Annotated in this window: 23 protein-coding genes; 10 read left to right on the forward strand and 13 right to left on the reverse strand. The window is 71.7% G+C overall.

Going from position 1 to position 22,598, the window contains the following annotated elements:
• Positions 1-257, forward strand: a 257-nt coding sequence (locus tag O3X23_RS37880; protein ID WP_269277901.1) for a hypothetical protein, incomplete at its 5' end; no start/stop codon positions are given.
• 202 nt (positions 258-459) lie between these two features.
• Here O3X23_RS37880 and tyrS read toward each other — a convergent pair.
• Together tyrS and O3X23_RS37890 are read right to left on the reverse strand one after the other, a co-directional pair.
• Positions 460-1,719: a tyrosine--tRNA ligase gene (gene tyrS, locus O3X23_RS37885; protein ID WP_269277903.1), complete on the reverse strand. Its 1,260-nt coding sequence runs from the start codon at positions 1,717-1,719 to the stop codon at positions 460-462.
• Between the two features lie 122 nt (positions 1,720-1,841).
• Positions 1,842-2,504 carry a DNA-3-methyladenine glycosylase gene (locus tag O3X23_RS37890; RefSeq protein WP_269277906.1) on the reverse strand — a complete coding sequence of 221 codons (663 nt, stop codon included), beginning with the start codon at positions 2,502-2,504 and terminating at the stop codon, positions 1,842-1,844.
• A 101-nt stretch (positions 2,505-2,605) separates the two neighbouring features.
• Here O3X23_RS37890 and O3X23_RS37895 point away from each other — a divergent pair, with 101 nt between their 5' ends.
• The 3 genes from O3X23_RS37895 (at position 2,606) to O3X23_RS37905 (ending at position 4,954) form a co-directional block, all read left to right on the forward strand.
• Positions 2,606-3,388: a sporulation protein gene (locus O3X23_RS37895; RefSeq protein WP_269277908.1), complete on the forward strand. Its 783-nt coding sequence runs from the start codon at positions 2,606-2,608 to the stop codon at positions 3,386-3,388.
• Positions 3,389-3,469: 81 nt separating this feature from the next.
• A complete protein-coding gene (locus O3X23_RS37900) occupies positions 3,470-4,009 on the forward strand; it encodes a YbhB/YbcL family Raf kinase inhibitor-like protein (protein WP_269277912.1) in 540 nt (179 codons plus the stop codon).
• Positions 4,010-4,450: 441 nt separating this feature from the next.
• Positions 4,451-4,954 carry an HNH endonuclease gene (locus tag O3X23_RS37905; RefSeq protein WP_269277915.1) on the forward strand — a complete coding sequence of 168 codons (504 nt, stop codon included), beginning with the start codon at positions 4,451-4,453 and terminating at the stop codon, positions 4,952-4,954.
• An 83-nt stretch (positions 4,955-5,037) separates the two neighbouring features.
• Here the strand turns inward: O3X23_RS37905 and O3X23_RS37910 are convergent, their stop codons facing one another.
• The 4 genes from O3X23_RS37910 to O3X23_RS37925 all read right to left on the reverse strand — a co-directional run bounded on the left by O3X23_RS37910 (position 5,038) and on the right by O3X23_RS37925 (position 8,325).
• On the reverse strand, positions 5,038-5,805 hold the full coding sequence (locus O3X23_RS37910; RefSeq protein WP_269278020.1) for a sulfite exporter TauE/SafE family protein: 768 nt from the start codon (positions 5,803-5,805) through the stop codon (positions 5,038-5,040).
• 49 nt (positions 5,806-5,854) lie between these two features.
• Positions 5,855-6,826 carry an SPFH domain-containing protein gene (locus O3X23_RS37915; RefSeq protein WP_269277918.1) on the reverse strand — a complete coding sequence of 324 codons (972 nt, stop codon included), beginning with the start codon at positions 6,824-6,826 and terminating at the stop codon, positions 5,855-5,857.
• Between the two features lie 125 nt (positions 6,827-6,951).
• Positions 6,952-7,374: an NfeD family protein gene (locus tag O3X23_RS37920; RefSeq protein WP_331284002.1), complete on the reverse strand. Its 423-nt coding sequence runs from the start codon at positions 7,372-7,374 to the stop codon at positions 6,952-6,954.
• A 141-nt stretch (positions 7,375-7,515) separates the two neighbouring features.
• Positions 7,516-8,325 carry an ABC transporter ATP-binding protein gene (locus tag O3X23_RS37925; protein ID WP_269277924.1) on the reverse strand — a complete coding sequence of 270 codons (810 nt, stop codon included), beginning with the start codon at positions 8,323-8,325 and terminating at the stop codon, positions 7,516-7,518.
• Positions 8,326-8,406: 81 nt separating this feature from the next.
• On the opposite strand from O3X23_RS37925, the gene O3X23_RS37930 reads away from it, so the two are divergent.
• Positions 8,407-9,192, forward strand: coding sequence for a hypothetical protein (locus tag O3X23_RS37930; protein ID WP_269277927.1), 786 nt, complete (start codon positions 8,407-8,409; stop codon positions 9,190-9,192).
• Positions 9,193-9,218: 26 nt separating this feature from the next.
• On the opposite strand, the gene O3X23_RS37935 is transcribed toward O3X23_RS37930, so the two are convergent.
• Together O3X23_RS37935 and O3X23_RS37940 are read right to left on the reverse strand one after the other, a co-directional pair.
• On the reverse strand, positions 9,219-9,887 hold the full coding sequence (locus O3X23_RS37935) for a response regulator (protein ID WP_269277929.1): 669 nt from the start codon (positions 9,885-9,887) through the stop codon (positions 9,219-9,221).
• A complete protein-coding gene (locus O3X23_RS37940) occupies positions 9,880-11,034 on the reverse strand; it encodes a GAF domain-containing sensor histidine kinase (protein ID WP_269277932.1) in 1,155 nt (384 codons plus the stop codon). The genes O3X23_RS37935 and O3X23_RS37940 overlap by 8 nt, the downstream gene beginning before the upstream one ends.
• Positions 11,035-11,201: 167 nt before the next feature.
• Between O3X23_RS37940 and O3X23_RS37945 the strand changes: the two genes are divergently transcribed.
• The 3 genes from O3X23_RS37945 to O3X23_RS37955 all read left to right on the forward strand — a co-directional run bounded on the left by O3X23_RS37945 (position 11,202) and on the right by O3X23_RS37955 (position 14,027).
• Positions 11,202-11,900, forward strand: a complete 699-nt coding sequence (locus O3X23_RS37945) for an SDR family NAD(P)-dependent oxidoreductase (protein WP_269277935.1) — start codon at positions 11,202-11,204, stop codon at positions 11,898-11,900.
• Positions 11,897-12,961 (forward strand): S-adenosylmethionine:tRNA ribosyltransferase-isomerase, encoded by a 1,065-nt coding sequence (locus O3X23_RS37950; protein WP_269277938.1) that lies wholly within the window; start codon positions 11,897-11,899, stop codon positions 12,959-12,961. Before O3X23_RS37945 ends, O3X23_RS37950 begins: the two co-directional genes overlap by 4 nt.
• 301 nt (positions 12,962-13,262) lie before the next feature.
• Positions 13,263-14,027 carry a transglycosylase SLT domain-containing protein gene (locus O3X23_RS37955; RefSeq protein WP_269277944.1) on the forward strand — a complete coding sequence of 255 codons (765 nt, stop codon included), beginning with the start codon at positions 13,263-13,265 and terminating at the stop codon, positions 14,025-14,027.
• A gap of 76 nt (positions 14,028-14,103) precedes the next feature.
• Here the strand turns inward: O3X23_RS37955 and O3X23_RS37960 are convergent, their stop codons facing one another.
• Positions 14,104-16,650 carry an FHA domain-containing protein gene (locus tag O3X23_RS37960; protein WP_269277947.1) on the reverse strand — a complete coding sequence of 849 codons (2,547 nt, stop codon included), beginning with the start codon at positions 16,648-16,650 and terminating at the stop codon, positions 14,104-14,106.
• Between the two features lie 199 nt (positions 16,651-16,849).
• On the opposite strand from O3X23_RS37960, the gene O3X23_RS37965 reads away from it, so the two are divergent.
• Both O3X23_RS37965 and serB read left to right on the forward strand, forming a co-directional pair.
• Positions 16,850-18,595, forward strand: coding sequence for a streptophobe family protein (locus tag O3X23_RS37965; protein ID WP_269277950.1), 1,746 nt, complete (start codon positions 16,850-16,852; stop codon positions 18,593-18,595).
• 178 nt (positions 18,596-18,773) lie between these two features.
• On the forward strand, positions 18,774-20,036 hold the full coding sequence (serB, locus tag O3X23_RS37970; RefSeq protein ID WP_269277953.1) for a phosphoserine phosphatase SerB: 1,263 nt from the start codon (positions 18,774-18,776) through the stop codon (positions 20,034-20,036).
• Positions 20,037-20,080: 44 nt separating this feature from the next.
• Here serB and O3X23_RS37975 read toward each other — a convergent pair whose 3' ends face one another.
• From O3X23_RS37975 to O3X23_RS37990, 4 genes are all read right to left on the reverse strand, one after another.
• The gene (locus O3X23_RS37975; RefSeq protein ID WP_269277956.1) at positions 20,081-20,602 is read right to left on the reverse strand and encodes a SixA phosphatase family protein; all 522 of its coding nucleotides are present in this window, start codon (positions 20,600-20,602) and stop codon (positions 20,081-20,083) included.
• Between the two features lie 79 nt (positions 20,603-20,681).
• On the reverse strand, positions 20,682-20,924 hold the full coding sequence (locus O3X23_RS37980) for a hypothetical protein (RefSeq protein WP_269278026.1): 243 nt from the start codon (positions 20,922-20,924) through the stop codon (positions 20,682-20,684).
• Positions 20,925-21,101: 177 nt separating this feature from the next.
• Positions 21,102-21,224: an SGM_5486 family transporter-associated protein gene (locus O3X23_RS37985; RefSeq protein WP_269277959.1), complete on the reverse strand. Its 123-nt coding sequence runs from the start codon at positions 21,222-21,224 to the stop codon at positions 21,102-21,104.
• Positions 21,225-21,281: 57 nt separating this feature from the next.
• Complete coding sequence (locus O3X23_RS37990; protein WP_269277962.1) at positions 21,282-22,595, reverse strand: CynX/NimT family MFS transporter; 1,314 nt, start codon at positions 22,593-22,595, stop codon at positions 21,282-21,284.
• Positions 22,596-22,598 lie beyond the last annotated feature (3 nt).

The raw sequence follows: 22,598 nt of genomic DNA on the forward strand, positions 1-22,598 counted from the left end.
GAGGGCAGAAGGACTTTGTTTCAAAGGAACCACCAAACGAAACCCGATCGGGTTCCGCCCGGGGTGTTTTAAGTCTGGCGTTGACTTTTGGCACGCTGTTGAGTTCTCAAGGAACGGACGCTTCCTTCGGTGCCATTTTACCGGCGCCCTCCGAGCTTCCCTTCGTGTTTCTCAGCTTAGCAGATCCGATTTCCCGTTTCTGCCACCCGCTGAGGCGGGCTTTTGTTTCTCGCCTTGCGGCGTGTCCACTACGTTAGCCGATTTCCTGCCCCGCTCATAATCGAGCTATTCGGACTGAATTCCGGCGCACCGAAAAGCAACCCTGACGGGAAGTCGTAGTAGTGGGTGGCCACCCCCGCGGGATCCGGACGAACCGGACTCACCGTTTCAAGCGGCTCGGACTACGTTACGTACGAGCGGCGGCCGAGTCAAGCTCAACCGCCGCCCAAACGCGCAGTTTCAGCCGACCTCGACCGCGGCGAGGCTCTTCTTGCCGCGGCGGAGCACCAGCCACCTGCCGTGCAGCAGATCGGACGCGGCCGGGACCGCGTCCTCGCTGGTCACCTTGGCGTTGTTCAGGTAGGCGCCGCCCTCCTTGATGGCGCGGCGGGCGGCCGACTTGCTGGCCACCAGCTCCACCGCGGTCAGCAGGTCGACGACCGGCTCCAACGTCGTGACCTTGGCGTACGGCAGCTCGGAGAGTGCGGCCGCGAGCGTGGCCTCGTCCAGATCCGTCAGTTCTCCCTGGCCGAAAAGCGCCTTGGAAGCGCTCGTGACCGCTGTGCACTGGGCCTCCCCGTGCACCAGGGTCGTCAGCTCCTCCGCCAGGGCGCGCTGGGCGGCGCGGGCCTGCGGGCGCTCCTCCGTGAGGCGCTCCAGCTCCTCGATCTCCTCGCGGGACTTGAAGCTGAAGATCCGCAGGAACTTGGAGATGTCACGGTCGTCGGCGTTCAGCCAGAACTGGAGGAAGGCGTACGGCGTGGTCATCTCGGGGTCGAGCCAGATCGCGCCGCCCTCGGTCTTGCCGAACTTGGTGCCGTCCGCCTTGGTGATGAGCGGGGTGGCCAGGGCGTGGACGGACGCCCCCTCGACGCGGTGGATCAGGTCGATGCCGGCCGTCAGGTTGCCCCACTGGTCGCTGCCGCCGGTCTGCATCGTGCAGCCGTGACGCCGGTAGAGCTCCAGGAAGTCCATCCCCTGGAGGATCTGGTAGCTGAACTCGGTGTAGCTGATGCCCTGGTCGGAGTTGAGCCGCCGGGCGACGGCCTCCTTGGCGATCATCTTGTTGACGCGGAAGTGCTTGCCCACGTCGCGCAGGAACTCGATCGCCGACATCCCGGACGTCCAGTCCAGGTTGTTCACCATCAGTGCGGCGTTCGGGCCCTCGAAGGAGAGGAAGGGCTCGATCTGCCGCCGGACGCGCTCGACCCAGTCGGCGACGACCTCGGGAGCGTTCAGCGTTCGCTCCGCCGACGGCTTGGGGTCACCGATCAGGCCGGTGGCCCCGCCGACCAGGCCCAGCGGACGGTTGCCCGCCTGCTGCAGCCGCCGGATGGTGAGGATCTGCACCAGGTTGCCGAGGTGCAGGCTGGGCGCCGTGGGGTCGAAGCCGCAATAGACCGTGACCGGGCCGTCCGCGAACGCCTTGCGCAGTGCGTCCTCGTCAGTGGATACGGCGATCAGTCCGCGCCACTGCAGCTCGTCGACGATGTCCGTCACGGGTCTCTTGTCTCCTTGGGTCAGTGCGGCGTCAGTACTGGGGTCGGCTCTCCGCGGTCCGCTCGGGGCGGTCGCGGAGCGTCCGTACAGCGTGTCCGAGAGTACGCGTTCGCGGCGAGTCGTTATCGACGGCGTCTGGGGGCGTGGGCGCGGTAGGGACTGACGGTGCGGTCGCCGTCGATCCAGAAGCGCCAGGGGTGGACGGCGCCCTCGCCGCCGACGCCGGTGCGGGGGCCGCTGCGTACCAGGCCGGCGGCGGGCGGTGTGCCGGTGAGGACGCGGAACGGGCTGCCGGCCGGTTCGCCCGCCACGCTCGTCCAGGGGTCGCAGACGTCGGACCCGTTCAGCGACCGGTCGACGGCGAGCGCCGTGGCGAGCCGGGCCGGGCCCTGGGCGAGGTCGGCGTCCTTGCGGGAGGTGGGGCGGTTCGCGCGGGCGAGGTCCGCGCCCCGGATGATCTCGCCGCCGCGCAGCAGGATCCCGCTGGGCGTGCCCTCGGGGCCGCAGACCAGGTTGAGGCAGTGCCACATGCCGTACGTGAAGTACACGTAGCTGTGGCCGGGCGGGCCGAACATCACCGCGTTGCGTTCGGTGCGCCCGCGGTAGGCGTGTGATCCCGGGTCGACGGGTCCTGCGTAGGCTTCCACTTCGGTGAGGCGCAGCTCGATCGCGCCGTCCGGAGTGGTGCGGACGAGGATGCGGCCGAGGAGGTCCGGTGCGACGTCGAGGACGGGGCGGTCGAAGAAGGACCGGGTGAGCGGGGCCCTTTCCCTGTCGGTGATCATGCGGTACGAGGGTACTGGAACCGTTCACACCGGTTCCGCGTTCGTAGAGTCCGTAGGAACGTAGAGAAACAGTCAACCGCCGGTATGAGGAGTGGACCAACGTGGGCTTCAAGAAGCTGATGGCCAGCATGGGTGCCGGTGGCGCGTCCGTCGAGACGGTGCTGACCGACCCGAACGTGGTGCCGGGTGGTGTCGTCCGGGGCGAGGTGCGCATCCAGGGCGGCTCGGTGGCGCAGCAGATCGAAGGCCTCTCCGTCGGACTGCAGGCCCGGGTCGAGGTCGAGAGCGGCGACAACGAGTACAAGCAGGACATCGAGTTCCACCGGCAGCAGCTCGGCGGGGCGTTCGAGGTGGCACCGGGGGCCGTGCACACCGTGCCCTTCGCGCTGGAGATCCCGTGGGAGACGCCGGTCACGACGTTCCTGGGCCGGCACCTGTCGGGGATGAACATCGGGGTGACGACCGAGCTGGCGATCGCCCGCGCGGTGGACTCGGGTGACCTCGACCCGGTCAGTGTCCACCCGCTGCCGGCGCAGCAGGCGCTGCTGGACGCGTTCGGGCAGTTGGGCTTCGCGTTCAAGGCCGCGGACCTGGAGAAGGGGCAGATCCGGGGGACGCGGCAGCGGCTGCCGTTCTACCAGGAGATCGAGTTCCGGGCTCCGCACCAGTACCGGGGGCTGAACCAGGTGGAGCTGACCTTCATCGCGGACGGCCACGAGATGGACGTGATCCTGGAGATGGACAAGAAGCCGGGGCTGTTCGGCGAGGGCAGCGACTCGTACCGGTCGTTCACGGTCAACCTGCAGTCCTTCCAGGGCACCGACTGGACGGCGTACCTCAACCAGTGGCTGGCGGAGGTCGGCGGCAAGCGCAACTGGTTCTGACGATCTAGGCTCGGTCCGCAGGTGCCGCCGGCCTCGGCCGGCGGCAGTGCACAGACGTTCCCGCGATCAGGAGGTGTCGAGGTGACCGAGCAGAAGCGGCGGCCGCTCCCCCATGAGTTCCATCCGCCGGTGCCGTCGTTCACGGTGGTGAGCGATGACGTGGCGCCGGGCGGGGTGTTGAAGGACGAGCAGGTCCACGCGGCCGGGAACACCTCACCGCAGCTGCGGTGGGAGGGCTTTCCCGCCGGGACGAAGAGTTTCGCCGTGACGTGCTTCGATCCGGACGCGCCGACCGGCAGCGGGTTCTGGCACTGGTCGCTCTTCGACATCCCCGTGTCCGTCACCGAACTGCCCGCGGGTGCGGGCGGCGGGGAGTTCAAGGGGTTGCCCGAGGGCGCGGTGCATGTGCGGAACGACTACGGGACGCGGGACTTCGGCGGCGCGGCGCCGCCGCCCGGGGACGGTTCGCACCGCTATGTCTTCACCGTGTACGCGGTGGACACCGAGAAGCTCGGCCCGGACGCGGACGCCTCGCCGGCCGCGATCGGTTTCAACCTGCGCTTCCACACGCTGGGCCGCGCCCAGCTGATCGGGGAGTACGAGGCGCCGGCCGGGAGCTGACGCCGGAACCCTGAGAGCCGCCGGGGTCCTCGGGGCCGTCGGGGCGCGTTAATTGCGTTGCGCCCGAACGTCCCGAATCGCACAGTGGTACGTGTCTGGTGGTGGCCCACCATCACCGGGCGGTGGGTACCGCGTCAGCGGGGGCGGCGGTGCGTCGTGTTGTGGTGGTTCTCGCCCTCGCGATGCCGGCCGTCCGTCGGAACCGGGTGTTTCCCGCCCGGTGCCCGCGCCGCCCGCCGTACGCTCCGGACGCTTCCGTTACGCACGGGGGGAAGCGTCCGGGGCGTCCGGCGTTTTCGGCTGTCCTTCGTCCCGCGGCTGTTCCCGCGCCTCTCCGAATCCCCTGTCCCCGCAAGGAAATTGCGTTGTCCGCGGGAGTCCTGCCAGGCACAGTGGACCCACTTCGCCATGGGGCGGGGACGGATCCTTGGGGTGGGTGCAATGCGGGAGACTCTGGTGCTGAACGCGAGCTTCGAGCCGCTGTCGACGGTGTCGCTGCGGCGTGCCGTGGTGCTGGTGATGCAGGAGAAGGCCGTCGTCGAGCAGGCGCATCCCGGGCTGCGCATCCGCGCCGCGGCCGTCGAGGTTCCGGTTCCGCTGGTGATCAGACTGCGCAGATACGTTCGGGTGCCGTTCCGACAACGGGCCCCGTGGTCGCGGCGGGGGGTGCTGGTCCGTGACCGGCACCGGTGCGCGTACTGCGGTCGCCGGGCGAGCACGGTGGACCACATCGTCCCGCGGTCGCGCGGTGGCGGGGACACCTGGCTGAACACGGTCGCGGCCTGTTCCGAGGACAACGGCCGCAAGGCGGACCGGACTCCCGAGCAGGCGGGGATGCGGCTGCTGGCGCAGCCGTTCGAGCCGACGCCGGCGGACACCCTGCTGCTGGCGCTCGGGATCAGGGACAGTGCGGCGCTGCCGGGGTGGCTGGCGCTGCCGGCCTGATCGCGGTGGGGCGCTGACGGTGGCGGGCCCGGGGCGGTGTGATCACCGCGGTGTGATCGCCGTCCCGGGCCGCGTGCGGCCGGTCATCTGAGGACGAGCTGGACGATGGCCACGATGCCGACGGCGACGATGACACCGCGCAGCGCCGTCGGCGGCAGTTTGCGGCCGATGCGGGCGCCGACGACGCCGCCGAGGGTGGCGCCGGCGGCGATGAGGCCGACGGCGGCCCAGTTGAAGTCGGCGACGAAGAGGAAGATCACGGCGGCGATGCCGTTGACGAGCATGCCCAGGACGTTCTTGACCCCGTTGATCCGCTGCAGGTCGTCGTGGAGCAGCAGGCCCATCAGCGACAGGTAGAGGACGCCCTGGGCGGCTCCGAAGTAGCCGCCGTACATGCTGGCGAGGAAGAGGCCGGCGAGCAGCAGCGGGCCGCCGTCGGTGGGGACCTCGGTGCCCTCGCGTTCCCGGCGGGCCTTGATGGCGCGGGCGAGCCGGGGCTGCAGCACGACCAGGACCAGGGCCAGTCCGATCAGTACGGGGACGATCGTGTCGAACGCGTCGGACGGCAGGGTGAGCAGCAGGATCGCGCCGGTGAGGCCGCCGGCCAGGGCGGTGGAGCCGAGCCGCACGACGCGCCGGCGCTGGCCGCGCAGTTCACGGCGGTAGCCGACGGCGCCGCTGAGCGAACCGGGGACCAGGCCGAGGGTGTTGGAGACGTTCGCCGTGACCGGCGGGAGGCCGACGGCGAGCAGTACCGGGAACGTGATGAGGGTGCCGGAGCCGACGATGGTGTTGATGGTGCCGGCGCCGATGCCCGCCGCGAAGACGGCGAGTGCCTCCCAGAACGTCACGCTGTACCCCTCGATGACCGGTGTCGAATACACCGATCATGCCCGAGGGTCAGTCCTTGTCGAAGCGTGGGGTCTCGCGGCGCGGAGCGGAGTCGTCACCGCCGCCGTTGACGTTCCCGTGGTTGCCGCCGCCGGCTCCGTTGCCCGGGGCGCCGGGGAGGTTGACGATGCCGCCGAGGCCCTTGAGCGCGTCGTTGAGCTCGCTGGGGATGATCCAGAGCTTGTTGGCGTCTCCCTGCGCGATCTTCGGGAGCATCTGGAGGTACTGGTAGGCCAGCAGCTTCTGGTCCGGGTCGCCCGCGTGGATCGACTCGAAGACCGTGCGGATGGCCTGGGCCTCACCTTCGGCGCGCAGCGCGGCGGCCTTGGCGTCACCCTCGGCGCGCAGGATGGAGGACTGCTTCTCACCTTCGGCGGTGAGGATCTGGGACTGCCGGATGCCCTCGGCCGTGAGGATCGCGGCGCGCTTGTCACGGTCCGCGCGCATCTGCTTCTCCATCGAGTCCTGGATGGAGGTGGGCGGCTCGATCGCCTTGAGCTCGACGCGGTTGACGCGGATGCCCCACTTGCCGGTGGCCTCGTCCAGCACACCGCGCAGCGCCGCGTTGATCTCCTCGCGGGAGGTCAGCGTCCGTTCCAGGTCCATGCCGCCGATGATGTTGCGGAGCGTGGTGACGGTGAGCTGCTCGATCGCCTGGATGTAGCTGGCGACCTCGTACGTCGCCGCGCGGGCGTCGGTGACCTGGTAGTAGATGACCGTGTCGATGTTGACGACCAGGTTGTCCTGGGTGATCACCGGCTGCGGCGGGAACGGCACGACCTGCTCACGGAGGTCGATGCGGTTGCGGATGGTGTCGATGAACGGGACGACGATGTTCAGGCCCGCGCTCAGGGTCCGCGTGTAGCGGCCGAAGCGTTCGACGATGGCGGCACTCGCCTGGGGGATGACCTGGACCGTCTTGATGAGCGCGACGAAGACGAGCACCACCAGGATGATCAGGACGATGATGATCGGCTGCATGTCCACTCCCGCGCCGTTTGCGGACGTACTACGACATGATCAATTCTCGCAGACCACTGCGGCGGTGCGCTCAGGTTCGGCGAATTCCCGGAGCACGGCCGCGGTGGCCCTGATGGACTGTGCGGTCACATGACGACGGCGGTCGCCCCGTCGATCTCTACGACATCCACCTTCTCGCCCGGGTCGAAGCTCCGTTCCTCATCCAGGGCGCGCGCCGACCAGATCTCTCCGGCGAGCTTGATCCGTCCGCCGCCGCCGTCGACCCGTTCGAGCACGACGGCCTGCCGCCCCCTCAACGCGTCGATCCCGGTCCGCAGTTCGGGCCGCTGGGTGCGGTGCCGGTAGGCGATCGGGCGGACGACGGCGAGGAGCGCGACGGAGACGACCACGAAGACGATGACCTGGATGACGATGCCGCCGCCGAGCGCGGCGGTGATCGCCCCCGCGACGGCACCGACCGCGAACATCCCGAATTCGGGCATAGCCGTGATCACGAGCGGTATACCGAGTCCTACGGCGGCGATCAGCCACCACACCCATGAGTCCACCACCCCATCGTAGGGGCGCGGAGGTGATCTGTGACAGGCCTTCCGCGTGCGGGGACGGGCGCGGGACCGGCGCGGGGAAGCACGAACGGGGGCGTCGCCGGGGGGTGTTGGACCGCGGTCCCCCGGCAGGGCGCCCGATCGTCAGGAGAGGGGCAGTCCCGTGGCGGTCCAGCGGTCGCCCCTGCGCTCGACGATCAGCGGGAGGCCGAAGCAGTGGGAGAGGTTGCGCGAGGTGAGTTCCAGCTCGACGGGTCCCGCGACGACGACCTTGCCCTGACGGATCATGAGGACGTGGGTGAAGCCGGGGGCGATCTCCTCGACATGGTGGGTCACCATGATCATGGAGGGGGCGATCGGGTCGCGGGCGAGCCGGCCGAGGCGCCGCACCAGGTCCTCACGGCCGCCGAGGTCCAGGCCCGCGGCCGGCTCGTCGAGCAGCAGCAGCTCCGGGTCGGTCATCATGGCGCGGGCGATCAGGGTGCGCTTGCGCTCGCCCTCGGACAGGGTGCCGAACTTGCGGTCCAGGTAATCCGACATGCCCAGCCGGTCGAGGAAGGCGCGGGCGCGGTCCTCGTCGACCTGCTCGTAGCTCTCCTGCCAGTGCGCGGTCATGCCGTACGCGGCGGTGAGCACGGTCTGCAGGACGGTCTGGCCGCGCGGCATCTTGTCCGCCATGGCCGCGCCGGCCATGCCGATACGGGGGCGCAGGTCGAAGACGTCGACGCTGCCGAGCTTCTCGCCGAGCACCTGGACGGTGCCGGTGGTCGGGAAGAGGTAGCTGGAGGCGACGTTGAGCAGGGTGGTCTTTCCCGCGCCGTTCGGTCCGAGGATCACCCAGCGTTCGCCCTCGCTGACCGACCACGAGACCTGGTCCACCAGAGCCCGTCCGTCGCGGACCACCGATACGTCCACCAGCTCCAGCACATCGCTCATGAGCGCGTTGTCTCCCATTGCAGTTTCGGTTGTCACGGGCAGGGCCCCGAGGGAAAACCTACGCCACGCGTCGGGCGGTCCACTCCTTAGGCTGGGGGGATGCTTGACGAACCTCGATCAGGACGGCTGGCGGCGTGGGGAAATGCCCTACTTGCCGGACTTGCCGCACCGGATGATGTCGCCCAGGAGATTCTGGGCGAGGACGCGATCCATCGGATGACCGGACTGCCGGGCGAGAACGGCCCGGTCGGGCTGACGCTCGGCCTCGGCCGGCTGCGTGCGCTCGGCACGACCGGACTGCGGATCGCCCTGCCCGCGCCGGGACATCCGCTGGGTCTCAGCGGCCCGGCGGACTTCAACGCGCGGGCGCTCGCCGCGGGCGAGGCCGTGATCGCGGTCGGCGGCCCGGCGCTCGGCCTCGTGCCCGACGTGACGGAGGCCGGGCCGCGCGGCGATGTCCATGTGGAGGTGGAGTGGCGGTGCCGGGAAGTGCGGCAGGGCCCGCCGGCCGACGTGCCTTCGCTCGGCGAGGCCGAGCGGGAGCTGGCCGAGGCGCTGCGGGACACCACCGAGGCGCTGACCCGGCTGGACGTGGCCGGGGCGGGGCCGGTCGCCCAGGCGGCCCTGGCGGCGTACCGGGCGCGCGCGGAGCGCGGCCGTGAGCTGCTGGCGCCCGGCTATCCGCCCCGGGCGGTGCGGGTGCTGGCGCTGGCCCAGCGGGTCGGCGCGCTGGTCGCGATCGCGTCCGACGGGCACGGCGGCGCGGTGAGCGCGTCGCAGATCGCCGCGCGGGCGGAGCTGCTGCGCCCGGTGGAGCGCACCGCGCGGCGCGCGCAGGTGGCGGCGTACAACGCGTACGTGGAGGAGTCGGAGCGGCGGGCCTGAGCCGCACCGGCTCCGCCGCGGGGCGGTCAGGCGTCCGGCGGGGCTCCGATGCCATGTCTGACCGCCCACAGCGCTGCCTGGGTGCGGTCCGAGACGTCCAGCTTCATCAGGATGTTCGAGACGTGGGTCTTCACGGTCTTCTCGGAGAGCACCAGCGCGCGGGCGATCTCCCGGTTGGAGCGACCGTCGGCGATCAGCGTCAGCACCTCGCGCTCCCGCTCGGTGAGCGCGTTGCCCCGCCCCTGACCGCCGCCGTGGAACTCCTGGGAGAGCAGGGCGTCGGCCACCTCCGGCTGCAGCAGCACATGGCCGGCGTGCACCGAGCGGATCGCGCCGGCCAGCGCCTCGGGGTCCACGTCCTTGTACACGTAGCCGGCGGCTCCCGCCCGCAGGGCGGGCACGATGGTGCGCTGCTCGGTGAAGCTGGTGACGATGAGCACCCGGGCGGGGTTGCCGAGCTCGCGCAGCTTGCGCAGCGCGGAGATGCCGTCGGCGCCGGGCATCTTGATGTCCATCAGGATCACGTCGGGGCGCAGTTCCTCGGCGCGGGCCACGCCCTCGTCGCCGTCGCCCGCCTCCCCCACGACGTCGATGTCGCCCTGGACCTCCAGGAAGGTCCGCAGCCCGCGGCGCACCACCTGGTGGTCGTCGACGAGCAGCACGCGGATGCGGCCCTGTCCCTCTGACTCAGCCACCGGGCACCTCCATCTCGATGACGGTGCCCTTGCCGGGCTCCGATTCCACTGTCAGGTTCCCGCCCGCGCCGCCTGCCCGGTCCCGCATGGAGACCAGGCCCAGATGGCGTCCGGCGCGGCGCACCGCGGACGGGTCGAAGCCGTTGCCGTCGTCGCGGACCCGCAGGACCGCCCCCTTGCCGCGGCCGGTGAGGCAGACGGTGACGGTCTCGGCGTCCGCGTGGCGCAGCGCGTTGTGCAGCGCCTCCTGCGCGACGCGCAGCAGCGCTTCCTCCTGGGCGGCGGGCAACGCCTTGACCTGGCAGGACGTGAAGGTGACATGGGCGGTGTGGGCCCGGTCGAGCACTTCGGCCTGGGTGCGCAGGGTCGCGACGAGGCCGTCCTCGTCCAGTCCCGCGGGCCGCAGTTCGACGACGACGGCGCGCAGTTCGTCGGCGGCCTCGGCGGCGAGCGCCGCCACCTGCTTCAGCTCCTCCTTGGCGCGCGCCGGGTCGCGGTCGACCAGGGCGGCGGCGGCCTGTGCGGTGAGGCGCAGCGAGAAGAGCTTCTGGGAGACCGCGTCGTGCAGCTCGTGGGCGATGCGCGCCCGCTCCCCCGCCAGGGTCAGTTCCCGGCTGCGCTCGTAGAGGCGGGCGTTGGTGAGGGCGATGGCGGCGTGCGCGGCCAGGGTCCGCAGCAGCGTCTCGTCGTCCTGGGTGAAGGCGCAGTCGGTGGTGGGGCCGGTTCTCGGGCCCACCTTGTTGGCCAGGAAGATCGCGCCGAGGATCTCGTCGCCGTCCACGACCGGCATCCCGATGAAGTCGGTCATGCCGGGGTGGGCGCGCGGCCAGCCCCCGAAGCAGTCGGCCTGGGTGACGTCCGCGAGCCGCTGCGGGGTCGCTTCGTGGAGCATCGCGGCGAGGATGCCGTGCTGCCGGGGCAGTGGGCCGATCGCCTTCCACTGCTCGTCGCTCACCCCGTCGACGACGAACTGGGCGAACCCGCCGTGATCGTCGGGCACGCCGAGCGCGGCATACTCGGCGCCGAGCAGCTCGCGGGCGGACGCGACGATGGTCTGCAGCACCTCGCGCACCTCCAGGTGCCGGCTCATCGCCAGGACCGCGGCGCTGACCGCTTCGATTCCGCCTCGGGGCGACCGGTTGACCATGCCGTCAACCTACCGGCGCCGCGCCGCCGGCGGATCGGCCCGGCGACCTAGGACGAAGTGCCCCCCGAGCTGCGGCGGACGGCCGACGCGCTGGGCGCGGCGGTGTTCCTACGGTGAAGGCAGCCGCCGGGCACCGGGTCCGGAGGCGGCTCGGAGGGTGGACGACGATGACGGTAGCGATCATCACGGGGGCGTCGCGGGGACTGGGGCGTGCGGTGGCCGGCGTGCTGGCCCGGCGCGGCTGGGACCTGGTGCTCGACGGGCGGTCCGAGGGGGTGCTGAAAACGGCGGCGGCGGAGCTGGAGCGGGAGGGCCCGGGGCGGGTGGCGGCCGTGCCGGGCGATGTCACCGACGCCGCCCACCGGACCGCGCTGGTCGCGGCGGCCCGCGCGTTCGGCGGTGTCGATCTGCTGGTGAACAACGCCAGCGCGCTCGGCGCCGAGCCGCTGGTGGCGCTGGCGGAGCTCCCGGTGGACGGGCTGCGGGCCGCGCTGGAGACGAACGTGGTGGCGCCGCTGGGGCTCGTGCGGGAGGCGCTGCCCCTGCTGCGGGCGTCGGGCGGTGCGGTGCTGAACATCAGCTCCGACGCGGCGGTGGAGGCCTACGGGACCTGGGGCGGCTACGGGGCGAGCAAGGCCGCGCTGGAACAGCTGTCGGCGGTGCTGGCGGTGGAGGAGCCGGGGCTGCGCGTGTGGTGGGTGGACCCGGGCGACCTGCGGACCGACCTGTACACGGCGGCCGTCCCGGACGACGACCCGTCGGACCGGCTGCTGCCCGCGGACGTCGCCCCGGCCTTCCTGCGACTGCTGGACGAGGAGGCGCCCAGCGGGCGCTACAGCGCTCCGGCGCTGCTGGAAGCGCGGTGACCGTCGTGGCGGGGCTGCGGGGGTTGCGGGTGCCGCCCGAGCTGTCGGCGCGGGCGCCCGCCGAGCGGCGGGACGGCGTACGGCTGCTGGTCGGACGGGCGGCGGCGGGCGAGGTGTCGCACCACGCCTTCCAGGAGCTGCCCACGCTGCTGCGGGCGGGTGACGTGCTGGTGGTGAACACCTCGCGGACGCTGCCCGCGGCGGTCGGCGGGCTGCTCGCCGGGGAACCGGTGACCGTGCACTTCTCGACGCGCCAGGACCCTTCGGGCCCCGGGTCCCCGGGCCGCTGGGCCGTGGAGGTGCGGACGCCGGACGGCCGCGGCACGACCGTGCCGCGCGCCGGCGGCCCGGCCGGGGCGGTCGTGGAGCTGCCGGGCGGGGAGCGGCTGGTGCTGGAGGAGCCGCTGTCGCCGCGCGGGGACCGCATGTGGCTGGCGCGGCCGTCGATGGCGGACACCGCGGGCTATCTGCACCGGCACGGCCGGCCGATCCGGTACTCCTACACGGAGCGGGACCAGCCGCTCGCCGCGTACCAGACGGTCTTCTCGGTGCCGTCGCCCGACGGCCTCGGCTCGGCGGAGATGCCGAGCGCCGGCCGGCCGTTTACGGCCGGGATCGTGACCTCCCTGGTCAGCAGGGGTGTGCAGATAGCGCCGATCGTCCTGCACACCGGGGTCGCCTCGGCCGAGACACACGAGCCGCCGTACCCGGAGTGGTTCGAGGTGCCGCCGAGCACCGCACGGCAGGTGAACGCGGCCCGCAGCGGCGGGGGCCGGGTCGTCGCGGTCGGTACGACGGCGGTGCGGGCGCTGGAGTCGGCGGCGGACGGCCGGGGCACGGTCGGTGCCGCGCGGGGCTGGACCGATCTGGTGTTGACCCCGGAACGCGGGGTACGTGCAGTGGACGGGCTGCTGACCGGGCTGCACGAGCCGGAGGCCTCCCACCTGCTGATGCTGGAGGCGGTGGCGGGTGCTCCGCTGCTGGAGCGGGTCTACGCGGAGGCCCTGCGCGGCGGCTATCTGTGGCACGAGTTCGGCGATGTGAACCTGCTGCTTCCGTAGGACGCGCGGGCCCCTTCGCTCCGCGTCCGCCGGACGTGCGAAAAAGCCGTCACCGTACGCACCCCCGCCATGACGATCCGTCATGACGGGGGTGGTGCCGTGTGACCTGCCCGATAGGACGCACGTCACTTACGAAGCCGCTTAGTGGACCAGAAGGGTGCCCGTGGCGCGTAAGGCGCCCGTAAACCGCCCCGCCCGTTCACAGTACAACTACGACTTTCGTTAGTAATCGACCTCTTTGCCCTGCGGTTTTTACCCAGCTATCAATGCCGGAGTCCGCAAATGGAAGAGGTAACTCCGCATGCAGTTCCCGACGCTCCCGAAGCTCGGCCGCCTGAGCAAGGTGCACTCCTTCGCCGTAGCCGGCACCGCGACCGCCGCCCTGACGGTCCTGGCCATCACCGCCGGTGTCCAGGGATCCGACGGAACGGCCCTCGCCTCCGCCAACGAGCCCTCCACCTTCGCCTCGGTCAGCACCGCCGACCCGCAGACGATCGCCGACCAGGCCGGCGCCGCCGCGAAGCACGCCGCTGCCGACGCCGCCGCCAAGAAGAAGGCGGCCGACAAGGCCGCGGCCGCTAAGAAGAAGGCCGCTGACGCCGCCGCGAAGAAGAAGGCCGCCGACGAGGCCGCCCAGCGCAAGGAGGAGCAGGCCGCGAACCGCTCCAAGGAGCGCAAGGCCCTCGCCGCCAAGGAGAAGGCCGAGACCAAGGCCCCGGCTCCGGCCCCGGCCGCCGTCACGTACACCAACGACCTCGACGGCTGGATCAAGGAGTCGCTGTCGGTCATGGCCGCCCACAACATTCCGGGCACCTACGACGGCATCTACCGCAACATCATCCGTGAGTCGTCGGGCAACCCGCAGGCCATCAACCTGACGGACTCCAACGCCATGGCCGGCATACCCTCCAAGGGTCTGCTGCAGGTCATCGACCCGACGTTCCAGCAGTACCACGTCGAGGGCACCTCGATGGACATCTACGACCCGGTCGCCAACATCACCGCCGCGTGCAACTACGCGGCCGCGAACTACGGCACGATCGACAACGTCGACTCGGCCTACTGAGCACCGGTACCAACGCCGAAGGGCGGCCGCACCCCCACGGGTACGGCCGCCCTTCGGCGTTCTGCGGTCCTGCGCGCTACTTGCGCATGACCTCCGGCTCGTGGCGGCGCAGCAGCCGCGAGACCACGATGCCGCAGATGACACCGAGCACGACCAGCACGCCCATGTCGACGATCCACTGGGTGGCGGTGTGCTCCCAGAGCTGGTCCGGGTTGGCCGCGTCCCATGGCATGAGGACGTTCAGCTGGGCGGTGGTGCCCAGGGCCGAGACGGCCCAGCGGGCCGGCATCAGCCAGGCGAACTGCTCCACGCCGATCGAGTCGTAGAGCTGGAAGAGCACCCCGGTGAAGACGACCTGGACGATCGCGAACATCACCAGCAGCGGCATGGTCTTCTCGGCGGTCTTCACCAGGGCCGAGATGATCAGGCCGAACATCATCGAGGTGAAGCCGAGCGCGATGACGCCCAGCGTCATCTCGATCGCCGGCGAGCTCTTGAAGATCACGCCTTCGACGGGCATGGCCCGCGGGGCGAACCCGATGCCGCAGATGATGACGCCCTGCAGGGCCGTGATCAGACCCAGCACGATGACCTTGGACATCAGGTACGCGGAGCGGGACAGGCCGGTGGCCCGTTCCCGCTCGTAGATCACCCGTTCCTTGATCAGTTCTCGTACCGAGTTGGCGGCGCCCGAGAAGCAGGCGCCCACCGCCAGGATCAGCAGGATCGTGCCCGCGTCCTTGTTGACCAGGTGGGCCTTGAGCGGGCCCGGTCCCAGTCCGCTGTCGGCCGGGATGACGACGCTCACCACACCCAGCACCGCGGGCAGGATGAACATCAGCCCGATGAATCCGCGGTCGGAAGCGATCACCGACAGGTAACGGCGCACCAGCGTCAGCAGCTGGGAACCCCAGCTCTGCGGCTTCGGCGGCCGGGTGGCCATCTGCGGGACGACCGCCGCGGCCTGCGGGGCGGAGTCCAGGTCGGCCGCGTACATCTGGTAGTGCGGCGAACCGTGCCAGCGACCGGACCAGTCGTAGTCGCGGTAGTTCTCGAACGCCGAGAAGACGTCGGCCCAGGTCTCGTAACCGAAGAAGTTGAGCGCTTCCTCCGGCGGGCCGAAGTAGGCGACCGAACCGCCCGGCGCCATCACCAGCAGCTTGTCGCACAACGCCAGCTCGGCCACCGAGTGGGTGACCACCAGGACGGTGCGGCCGTCGTCGGCGAGACCGCGCAGCAGCTTCATGACGTCGCGGTCCATCCCGGGGTCGAGGCCGGAGGTCGGCTCGTCCAGGAAGATCAGCGACGGCTTGGTGAGCAGCTCCAGCGCGACGGAGACACGCTTGCGCTGACCGCCCGAGAGGGAGGTGATGCGCTTGTCCGCGTGGATGTCGAGCTTGAGCTCCTGCAGGACCTCCTGGATCCGGTGGTTGCGCTCGTCGGTCGCGGTGTCACCGGGGAAGCGGAGCTTGGCCGCGTACCGCAGTGCTTTGCGGACGGTCAGCTCCTTGTGCAGGATGTCGTCCTGCGGGACCAGACCGATGCGCTGCCGCAGCTCGGCGAACTGCTTGTACAGGTTCCGGTTGTCGTACAGCACCTCGCCCTGGTCGGCCGGGCGGTAGCCGGTCAGCGCACGCAGCAGCGTGGACTTGCCGGAACCGGAAGGGCCGATCACACCGATCAGCGACTTCTCCGGGACTCCGAAGGAGACGTCCTTGAGGATCGTCTTCGTGGTGTTGCCCTGCGGGACCGTGACGGTCAGCCGCCGGGCCGAGAAGGAGACCTCGCCGGTGTCGACGAACTCCTCGAGCCGGTCGCCGGCCAGCCGGAAGGTGGAGTGCCCGACGCCGACGATGTCGTTCGGGCCCAGCAGGTGGCGCTGGATCGCCTGACCGTTGACGTAGGTGCCGTTGTGGCTGCCCAGGTCGACGATCTCGAAGCGGCCGTCCGGGTGCGCCTTGAACTCGGCGTGGAACCGGGAGACCTGGAGGTCGGAGACGACCAGGTCGTTCTCCAGCGCACGGCCGATCTTCGTGACCTGGTTGATCGAGAAGTGGTGCATCGTGGTCGGGCTGCGGTGCTGCTGCCCGCCCTGCGGCTGCTGCCCACCTTGCGGCTGCTGCGGCCAGCCCTGCTGCTGCGGCACCTGCGCCGCGGGGGGCTGGTTCCAGCCACCCTGCTGCGGCGGGTGGGGCTGCTGCTGGGCCGGCGGCTGGTGCGGCTGCTGGAACGGCGGGGCCGGCCGTGCGACGGGTGCCGCGCGGCCCGCGGGTGCCTGGTGCGGCTGCGCCAGCGACGTCTCCGCACTGTAGAGATCGGCGCTGACCTGTTGACCGGCGCTGAAGTTGAGACGGGGGCCGTCGGTCGCGTTGCCGAGGTTCACGGCGGATCCCGGTCCGACCTCCATCTGGTGGATGCGCTGGCCCTGGACGTAGGTGCCGTTGGTGCTGCCGAGATCCTCGACGACCCAACTGCGCTCGCCCCGGCGGATGGTGGCGTGCCGCCAGGAGACCCTGGCGTCGTCGAACACCATGTCTCCCTGCGGATCCCGCCCGAGGCTGTACGACCTGGATGGATCGAGCGTCCAGGTTTGACCGTTCAATTCGAGTACGAGTTCAGGCACCCCAAGCCCCAAAAGTTGTCCCCCGGTATTTCCCCATGCGGGGAGTCTAGGGATTGCGAACATCGGGAGGAACTATTTCAGGCCCGGCAGTCGAACCGGAACCCGCCCTCCGACAAGTACGCCCGCCGGCAGCGTTGACTGTGCTCAAAAGCCACCGGAGAGTAGTAACCGCCCAAGGACACGACCTCGGGGGGCCGGGATGACCGCTAGGACCACGCCCTGGCTGAGCGTACTGCTCTCCGCCGTCGCGGCTGTGAGTTGGGCGTTTCTGGCCATGACGGCCACCGCGGCGCTCGGGTTGCACTTACTCGGGGCGGACGCCGCCGGCTCGCTCGGACCGATGACGGCGGCGGTGGTCGCGATGGCCGCGGGCGGCCGGGTCAGCCCGTCGGGCGACGTCGCCATGTTCGGGATGGACGGCATGGAGACGCAGGGCGCCATCGGCGTCATGCCCCTGGGCGTCGGCCTGGTGGGCGCGTTGCTGCTGGCGTGGGTCTTCCTGCGGTCGTTGCGCGGCGCAGCCGAGATGCAACGAAGGGTGGGGGTCGCGAGCGAGGAACGAGCGACCGGAACCCGCCCGCAGCGGAGTCGAGGCGGAGCGCGCACAACGGAGAGGCGCAAGGCCGGGACGGTCGTCCCCGTCGGCGAACTCGCCGCCCGGGTGCTCTCGGTCGCGGCGCTCTTCCTGGCCCTGCTCGGCGGGCTGGCCTGGGCCGGCCAGGACACCATCGCCATCGACGGGGCCGCGCTCGGCTCCTCCCCGGGCGGCGGCCTGCTGGACGACCTGCCCGGCATCGGGGGCAGCGGGCTCACCGACGGGCTGGAGGGTCTGATCAAGGCCAAGACATCGGTGGGCTTCCATGTCGACACCGCCCCCACGCTGCTGCGCGGCCTGGTGTGGGTGCTGGCGGTGCTGCTGATCGCGCTGCTCGCCTCCCGCCGTACGCCGCTGCCGCCGGGCTGGCAGGCGGTGCACCGCGTGGTGCGGCCCGCCGTCTCGGCGCTGTGCGGGGTGCTGGTGCTCGCGGTGGCGGCGGGGTTCGCCGCCGCCGGGTACGCGGCGGTCACCGGCGACGAACCGGGCCGGATCATGGGCGCCGCGCTCCTGGGCGCGCCCAACGGGGTCTGGCTGGCGGTGCCACTGGGCCTGTTCGTCCAGTGGAAGGGCGTCGCGACCGGCGAACTCGCCAAGCTGCTGCCCCATCCCATCGACGGGCTGCTGAGCGAGGGCGTCAACGAGCCCGTCACGATCGGCCGCCTCGCCGACCTGGACGGCCGGGTCTGGCTGCTGCCCGTCGCGGTGGCGCTGATGATGCTGACCGCCGGGGCGCTCACCGCGACCCGCACCCCCCTGGGGGCCGGGCCGCGCGCCGGCTGGGTGGGGCGCTGCGCGCTGCGGCTGGGGGCCGCGTCGGCCGTCGCGTTCCCGCTGCTGGTGTGGCTCACCGGTGTCTCGGTCAACGCGAACCTGTCGGTCTTCGGCTTCGACGCCGTCGGGGCCGGGATGGAGCTGCACGGCAGCATCCCGTGGGCGCTGCTGCTGGGCGCGCTCTGGGGCGCGGGAGCGGGCGGCGCGGGCGCGCTGCTAGCGCTGGCGACCGGCGCCGCGGGGCGGCAGGCGGCGCCCCTGGCGCTCGGCCGCGCCCCGGAAGGGGCGGCCGGCGACTCCGCGCGGACGTACCCGGCCCTCGCGTACGAGCCGGGGCCGTACCTTCCCAGCCCGGCGTACCGGCCGGACGAGGACGGGCCGAACCCGTACAAGCAGTCGGCGGGGGCCGGCGGGAACGCCGGGGGCGACTCGCCGCACGCGGCCCAGACGGTGGCCGGCGCTCCACTGCCCCCGCCGCTGCCGCGCCGCTCCCAGGGCCGGGGCGGTTCCGACAAGTGGCCCGACCCGCCGGGCGAGCCCCCGCCCCCGCCGGGAGCACCGCCCCGCCGACGTTAGGTCGTGCTCCGGCGGCGACGGCGGTGGCAAGCGGTGGCAGCGGCGACGACGACGGCGGCGGCGGAAGGGCGTAGAGCCGGGCATTCCGGTTGATTGTCTCCCCGCAGGTCCGGACGGGTGTCCGCCACGCGGGACGGCTCGTCGTGTCCTTGAGGCCGCCGGATACGGTGGTGTCACCATGAACGACGCCACGCAGCCCCTCCCTGTCGCCGCCGTTCCCTCCGCGGACGCGCCCACCCTCCTCGTCAAGATCTTCGGCAAGGACCGCCCAGGCATCACCGCCGGGCTCTTCGACACCCTCGCCGCGTTCGGTGTGGACGTCGTGGACATCGAGCAGGTCGTCACCCGGGGCCGGATGGTGCTGTGCGCGCTGGTGACCGCGCCGACCGCCCCCGGCGCGGAGGGCGAGCTGCGCTCCACCGTGCACAGCTGGTCCGAGTCGATCAAGATGCAGGCGGAGATCATCTCCGGCATCGGCGACAACCGGCCGCGCGGTGAGGGACGTTCCCACGTGACGGTGCTGGGCAACCCGCTGACCGCCCGGTCGACAGCCGCCATAGCGGCTTGCATCACCGGCACCGGCGGCAACATCGACCGTATCTTCCGGCTCGCCAAGTACCCCGTCACCGCGGTCGAGTTCGCCGTCTCGGGCGCCGACCCGCTGGTGCTGCGCTCCGCGCTGGCGACGGAGGCCGCGGCGCGCGGGGTGGACGTGGCGGTGGTCCCGGCCGGGCTGCACCGCAGGGCGCAGCGGCTGGTGGTCATGGACGTCGACTCCACCGTCATCCAGGACGAGGTGATCGAGCTCTTCGCCGCGCACGCCGGGTGCGAGGCGGAGGTCGCGGAGGTCACCGCCGCGGCGATGCGCGGCGAGCTGGACTTCGAGCAGTCGCTGCACGCCCGGGTCGCGCTGCTGGCGGGGCTGGACGAGTCGGTGGCGGACAAGGTCCGCGCCGAGGTGCGGCTCACCAAGGGCGCCCGCACCCTGATCCGCACCCTCAAGCGGCTCGGCTACCAGGTGGGGATCGTCTCGGGCGGCTTCACCCAGGTCACCGATGATCTGAAGGAGCGGCTGGGGCTGGACTTCGCGGCCGCCAACACCCTGGAAGTGGTGGACGGGAAGTTCACCGGCCGGGTGACGGGGCCGATCGTGGACCGGGCCGGCAAGGCCCGGCTGCTGCGGAGTTTCGCCGAGCAGGCGGGGGTGCCGCTGAGCCAGACCGTCGCGATCGGTGACGGGGCGAACGACCTGGACATGCTGAACGCGGCGGGGCTGGGTGTCGCGTTCAACGCCAAGCCGGTCGTCCGGCAGGCCGCCGACACCGCGGTCAACGTGCCGTTCCTCGACACCGTCCTGTACCTGCTGGGCATCACGCGCGAAGAGGTCGAGGCGGCCGACGCGCTGGACGGCACCCCGACGGAGTCCGCCCCGGGCGAGTAGGCCCCGGAAAGCGGGCGGCTCCGGGGGCGGGCGCGGCCCCGGGCTCAGGCCTCGTGCGGCACCCAGTAGTCGGTGAGCCTGCCGACGCCGTGCTCGACGGATTTCCAGGAGCCGGAGAACGTGATCACGGCGAAGGCCGCGGTCGGGAAGCCGCCGCGGTTCATCCGGGCGAGGGCGTCCGCCTCGGCGCTGCCCGCGAGGGCGTCGGAGAGGGCGTGCACGCCGGGGTTGTGGCCGACGACCAGCAGGGTGCCGATGTCCTCGGGGGTCTCGTTGAGCAGGGCCAGCAGATCGCCCAGGCTCGCTTCGTACAGCCGCTCCTCGTAGACGGTCCTGGGTCGCTCCGGCATCTCGTGCGCGGCGAGCTTCCAGGTCTCCCGGGTGCGGGCGGCGGTGGAGCACAGGACCAGGTCGGGGGCGACCCCCGCGTCGGCGAGGCGGCGGCCGGCCACTGAGGCGTCCGTGCGACCGCGTTCGGCCAGCGGCCGCTCGTGGTCGGCGACCGCGGGCCAGTCGGCCTTGGCGTGGCGGAGTAGGACGATCGTGCGGGGCGAGTCGACGCTCATGCCCCTCAGCTTTCCAGAAAATCCGCGATCAGGCGCGGGGTAGCGGTTACGGCCCGTGCCCGGCCGCCGGTGCCGCCGGTCACAGGAGGCGCTGGGCGATACCGGGCAGCGCGTCCGCGACACGGGCGATGACGTCGCCGGCGGACTCGGTCGCCCCGGCGTCGGTCCGGCCGGGTCCCGCGATCAGCATGAGCAGGGCGGCGAAGGCGAGCGCGGGGAGCGCGACGGCCCACCACGGCAGGCTCGTCTGCACCCCGCCGACCCCTCGGCGGACCGGGTGCCGCGAGGGCCGGGTGTGTGCCTGGATGGGCTGGGTGGACACGGTGACCGCCTCGGGTAGTGCCGGGATGTTCTGACCCTTCGAAACTACGGAAGGGTGCACGAAGATCCCATCGGGCGGGCCACCCACTTGACCCTGACCTGGCCCCCCTAGGGATGGTGGGGTTGTCCCCACCCTGGGCCTCAGGGGGCGGTGGTTGACCGGCGGGTCGGCGGCGGGTCAGCCGAACTTGGCCGCGACGGTCGCGATGACCGCGACGAAGGCCGGAACGGCCAGCATCAGACCGACGATGACCATCAGCCGCTTCTGGCTCTGCGGGGGGTTGGGCTCGAGTACGGGCATGCTCCCAGTCTCGCACCGGCGCCGCGGAGGACGTCGGCGGGGTCTCTCGCGGTGCCGTCACAGTTCGTCCTCGATGTACCGGTTGCGTCCGGCCAGCACGCCGACGACGATCTGCGGCAGCATGAGCGCGGCCATCAGGGCGATGGGCAGGTCCCAGCCGCCGCTGTGCTGGTAGAGGGCGCCGACCAGGATCGGTCCCGGGATCGAGATCAGATAGCCGGTGCTCTGCGCGAAGGCGGACAGCCGGACCACTCCGGCGCCGGTGCGCGAGCGCATCCCGACCATCGTCAGGGCCAGCGGGAAGGCGCAGTTGGCGATGCCGAGCAGCAGGGCCCACACCCAGGGGGCGCCGGCCGGGGCCAGCCACAGGCCGGTGTATCCGGCGAGGCCGAAGAGCGCGAGGACGACGACGAGCGGGCCCTGGTGCCGCATCCGGCCGGCGAGCGAGGGCAGCGCGAAGGAGAGCGGGACGCCCATCACCATCGTCACGGCCAGCAGCGCGCCCGCGGTGCCGGCGGAGAGCCCGGCGTCGCGGAAGATCTGCGGCATCCAGCCCATCGTGACGTAGGCGGCGGTGGCCTGCAGACCGAAGAAGCAGGCCAGCGCCCAGGCCGTGGGGCTGCGGACGATCCGTCCGCCGTCCCCCGCCGTCACGGCGGTCGCGCCCGGGGCCCTGGGGGCGGTCCGCCCCGCCGCGCTGCGGTCCCGGATCAGGCCGAGCCACGGCACGATCGCGACGACAGCGAGCGCCGCCCAGACGCCCAGGCCGAGCCGCCAGCCGTGACCCATGGCGGAGGTCAGCGGCACGGTCGCCGCGGCGGCGGCCGCGGTGCCCAGCGAGAGCGCCATCGAGTAGAGCCCGGTCATCGCGCCGACCCGGTCGGGGAAGTACCGCTTGACGATCACCGGCATCAGGATGTTGCCGACGGCTATGCCGGCCAGCGCGACGGCGCTGGCGGCGAGGAAGAGCACGGTGCCGTTCGCGAACGGGCGCAGCAGGAGTCCGGTGGCGATGGCCGCCATGCCCGCGCACACCACGGCGCCCGCGCCGAAGCGGCGGGCGAGGCGCGGGGCGGCGATCCCGAACAGCGCGAAGCACAGGGCGGGGACGGAGGTGAGGAGCCCGGCCACGGCGCCGCTCATGCCGAGGCCGGCCCGGACCTCCTTCATCAGCGGCCCGAGGCTGGTGACGGCGGGACGGAGGTTGAGCGCGGCGAGGATCAGTCCGGCGAGCACGAGGCGCCGCGTCCAGACGGACAACGGCGCCGTTTCCCGCCCGGCGGACGGGGCGGGGGCCTGCTCCGGGTCCGCCGGGCCCGCCGAAATCACAGTCCTGTCGCGGTCGAGGGTGAGGGGTTCGTCATCGCGCATGCA

Origin of the sequence: Streptomyces sp. H39-S7, assembly GCF_027158205.1 — a bacterium.
Taxonomy (GTDB): Bacteria; Actinomycetota; Actinomycetes; order Streptomycetales; family Streptomycetaceae; genus Actinacidiphila.

Excerpts from the sequence above, each read along its gene's own strand:
- O3X23_RS37945 (WP_269277935.1), top strand. The coding sequence starts at position 11,202 with ATGACGGTAGCGATCATCACGGGGGCGTCGCGGGGACTGGGGCGTGCG.
- O3X23_RS37985 (WP_269277959.1), bottom strand. The coding sequence starts at position 21,224 with ATGCCCGTACTCGAGCCCAACCCCCCGCAGAGCCAGAAGCGGCTGATG.
- O3X23_RS37905 (WP_269277915.1), top strand. The coding sequence starts at position 4,451 with ATGCGGGAGACTCTGGTGCTGAACGCGAGCTTCGAGCCGCTGTCGACG.
- O3X23_RS37940 (WP_269277932.1), bottom strand. The coding sequence starts at position 11,034 with ATGGTCAACCGGTCGCCCCGAGGCGGAATCGAAGCGGTCAGCGCCGCG.
- O3X23_RS37890 (WP_269277906.1), bottom strand. The coding sequence starts at position 2,504 with ATGATCACCGACAGGGAAAGGGCCCCGCTCACCCGGTCCTTCTTCGAC.
- serB (WP_269277953.1), top strand. The coding sequence starts at position 18,774 with ATGAACGACGCCACGCAGCCCCTCCCTGTCGCCGCCGTTCCCTCCGCG.
- O3X23_RS37915 (WP_269277918.1), bottom strand. The coding sequence starts at position 6,826 with ATGCAGCCGATCATCATCGTCCTGATCATCCTGGTGGTGCTCGTCTTC.
- O3X23_RS37955 (WP_269277944.1), top strand. The coding sequence starts at position 13,263 with ATGCAGTTCCCGACGCTCCCGAAGCTCGGCCGCCTGAGCAAGGTGCAC.
- O3X23_RS37990 (WP_269277962.1), bottom strand. The coding sequence starts at position 22,595 with ATGCGCGATGACGAACCCCTCACCCTCGACCGCGACAGGACTGTGATT.
- O3X23_RS37930 (WP_269277927.1), top strand. The coding sequence starts at position 8,407 with ATGCTTGACGAACCTCGATCAGGACGGCTGGCGGCGTGGGGAAATGCC.
- O3X23_RS37925 (WP_269277924.1), bottom strand. The coding sequence starts at position 8,325 with ATGGGAGACAACGCGCTCATGAGCGATGTGCTGGAGCTGGTGGACGTA.
- O3X23_RS37975 (WP_269277956.1), bottom strand. The coding sequence starts at position 20,602 with ATGAGCGTCGACTCGCCCCGCACGATCGTCCTACTCCGCCACGCCAAG.
- O3X23_RS37965 (WP_269277950.1), top strand. The coding sequence starts at position 16,850 with ATGACCGCTAGGACCACGCCCTGGCTGAGCGTACTGCTCTCCGCCGTC.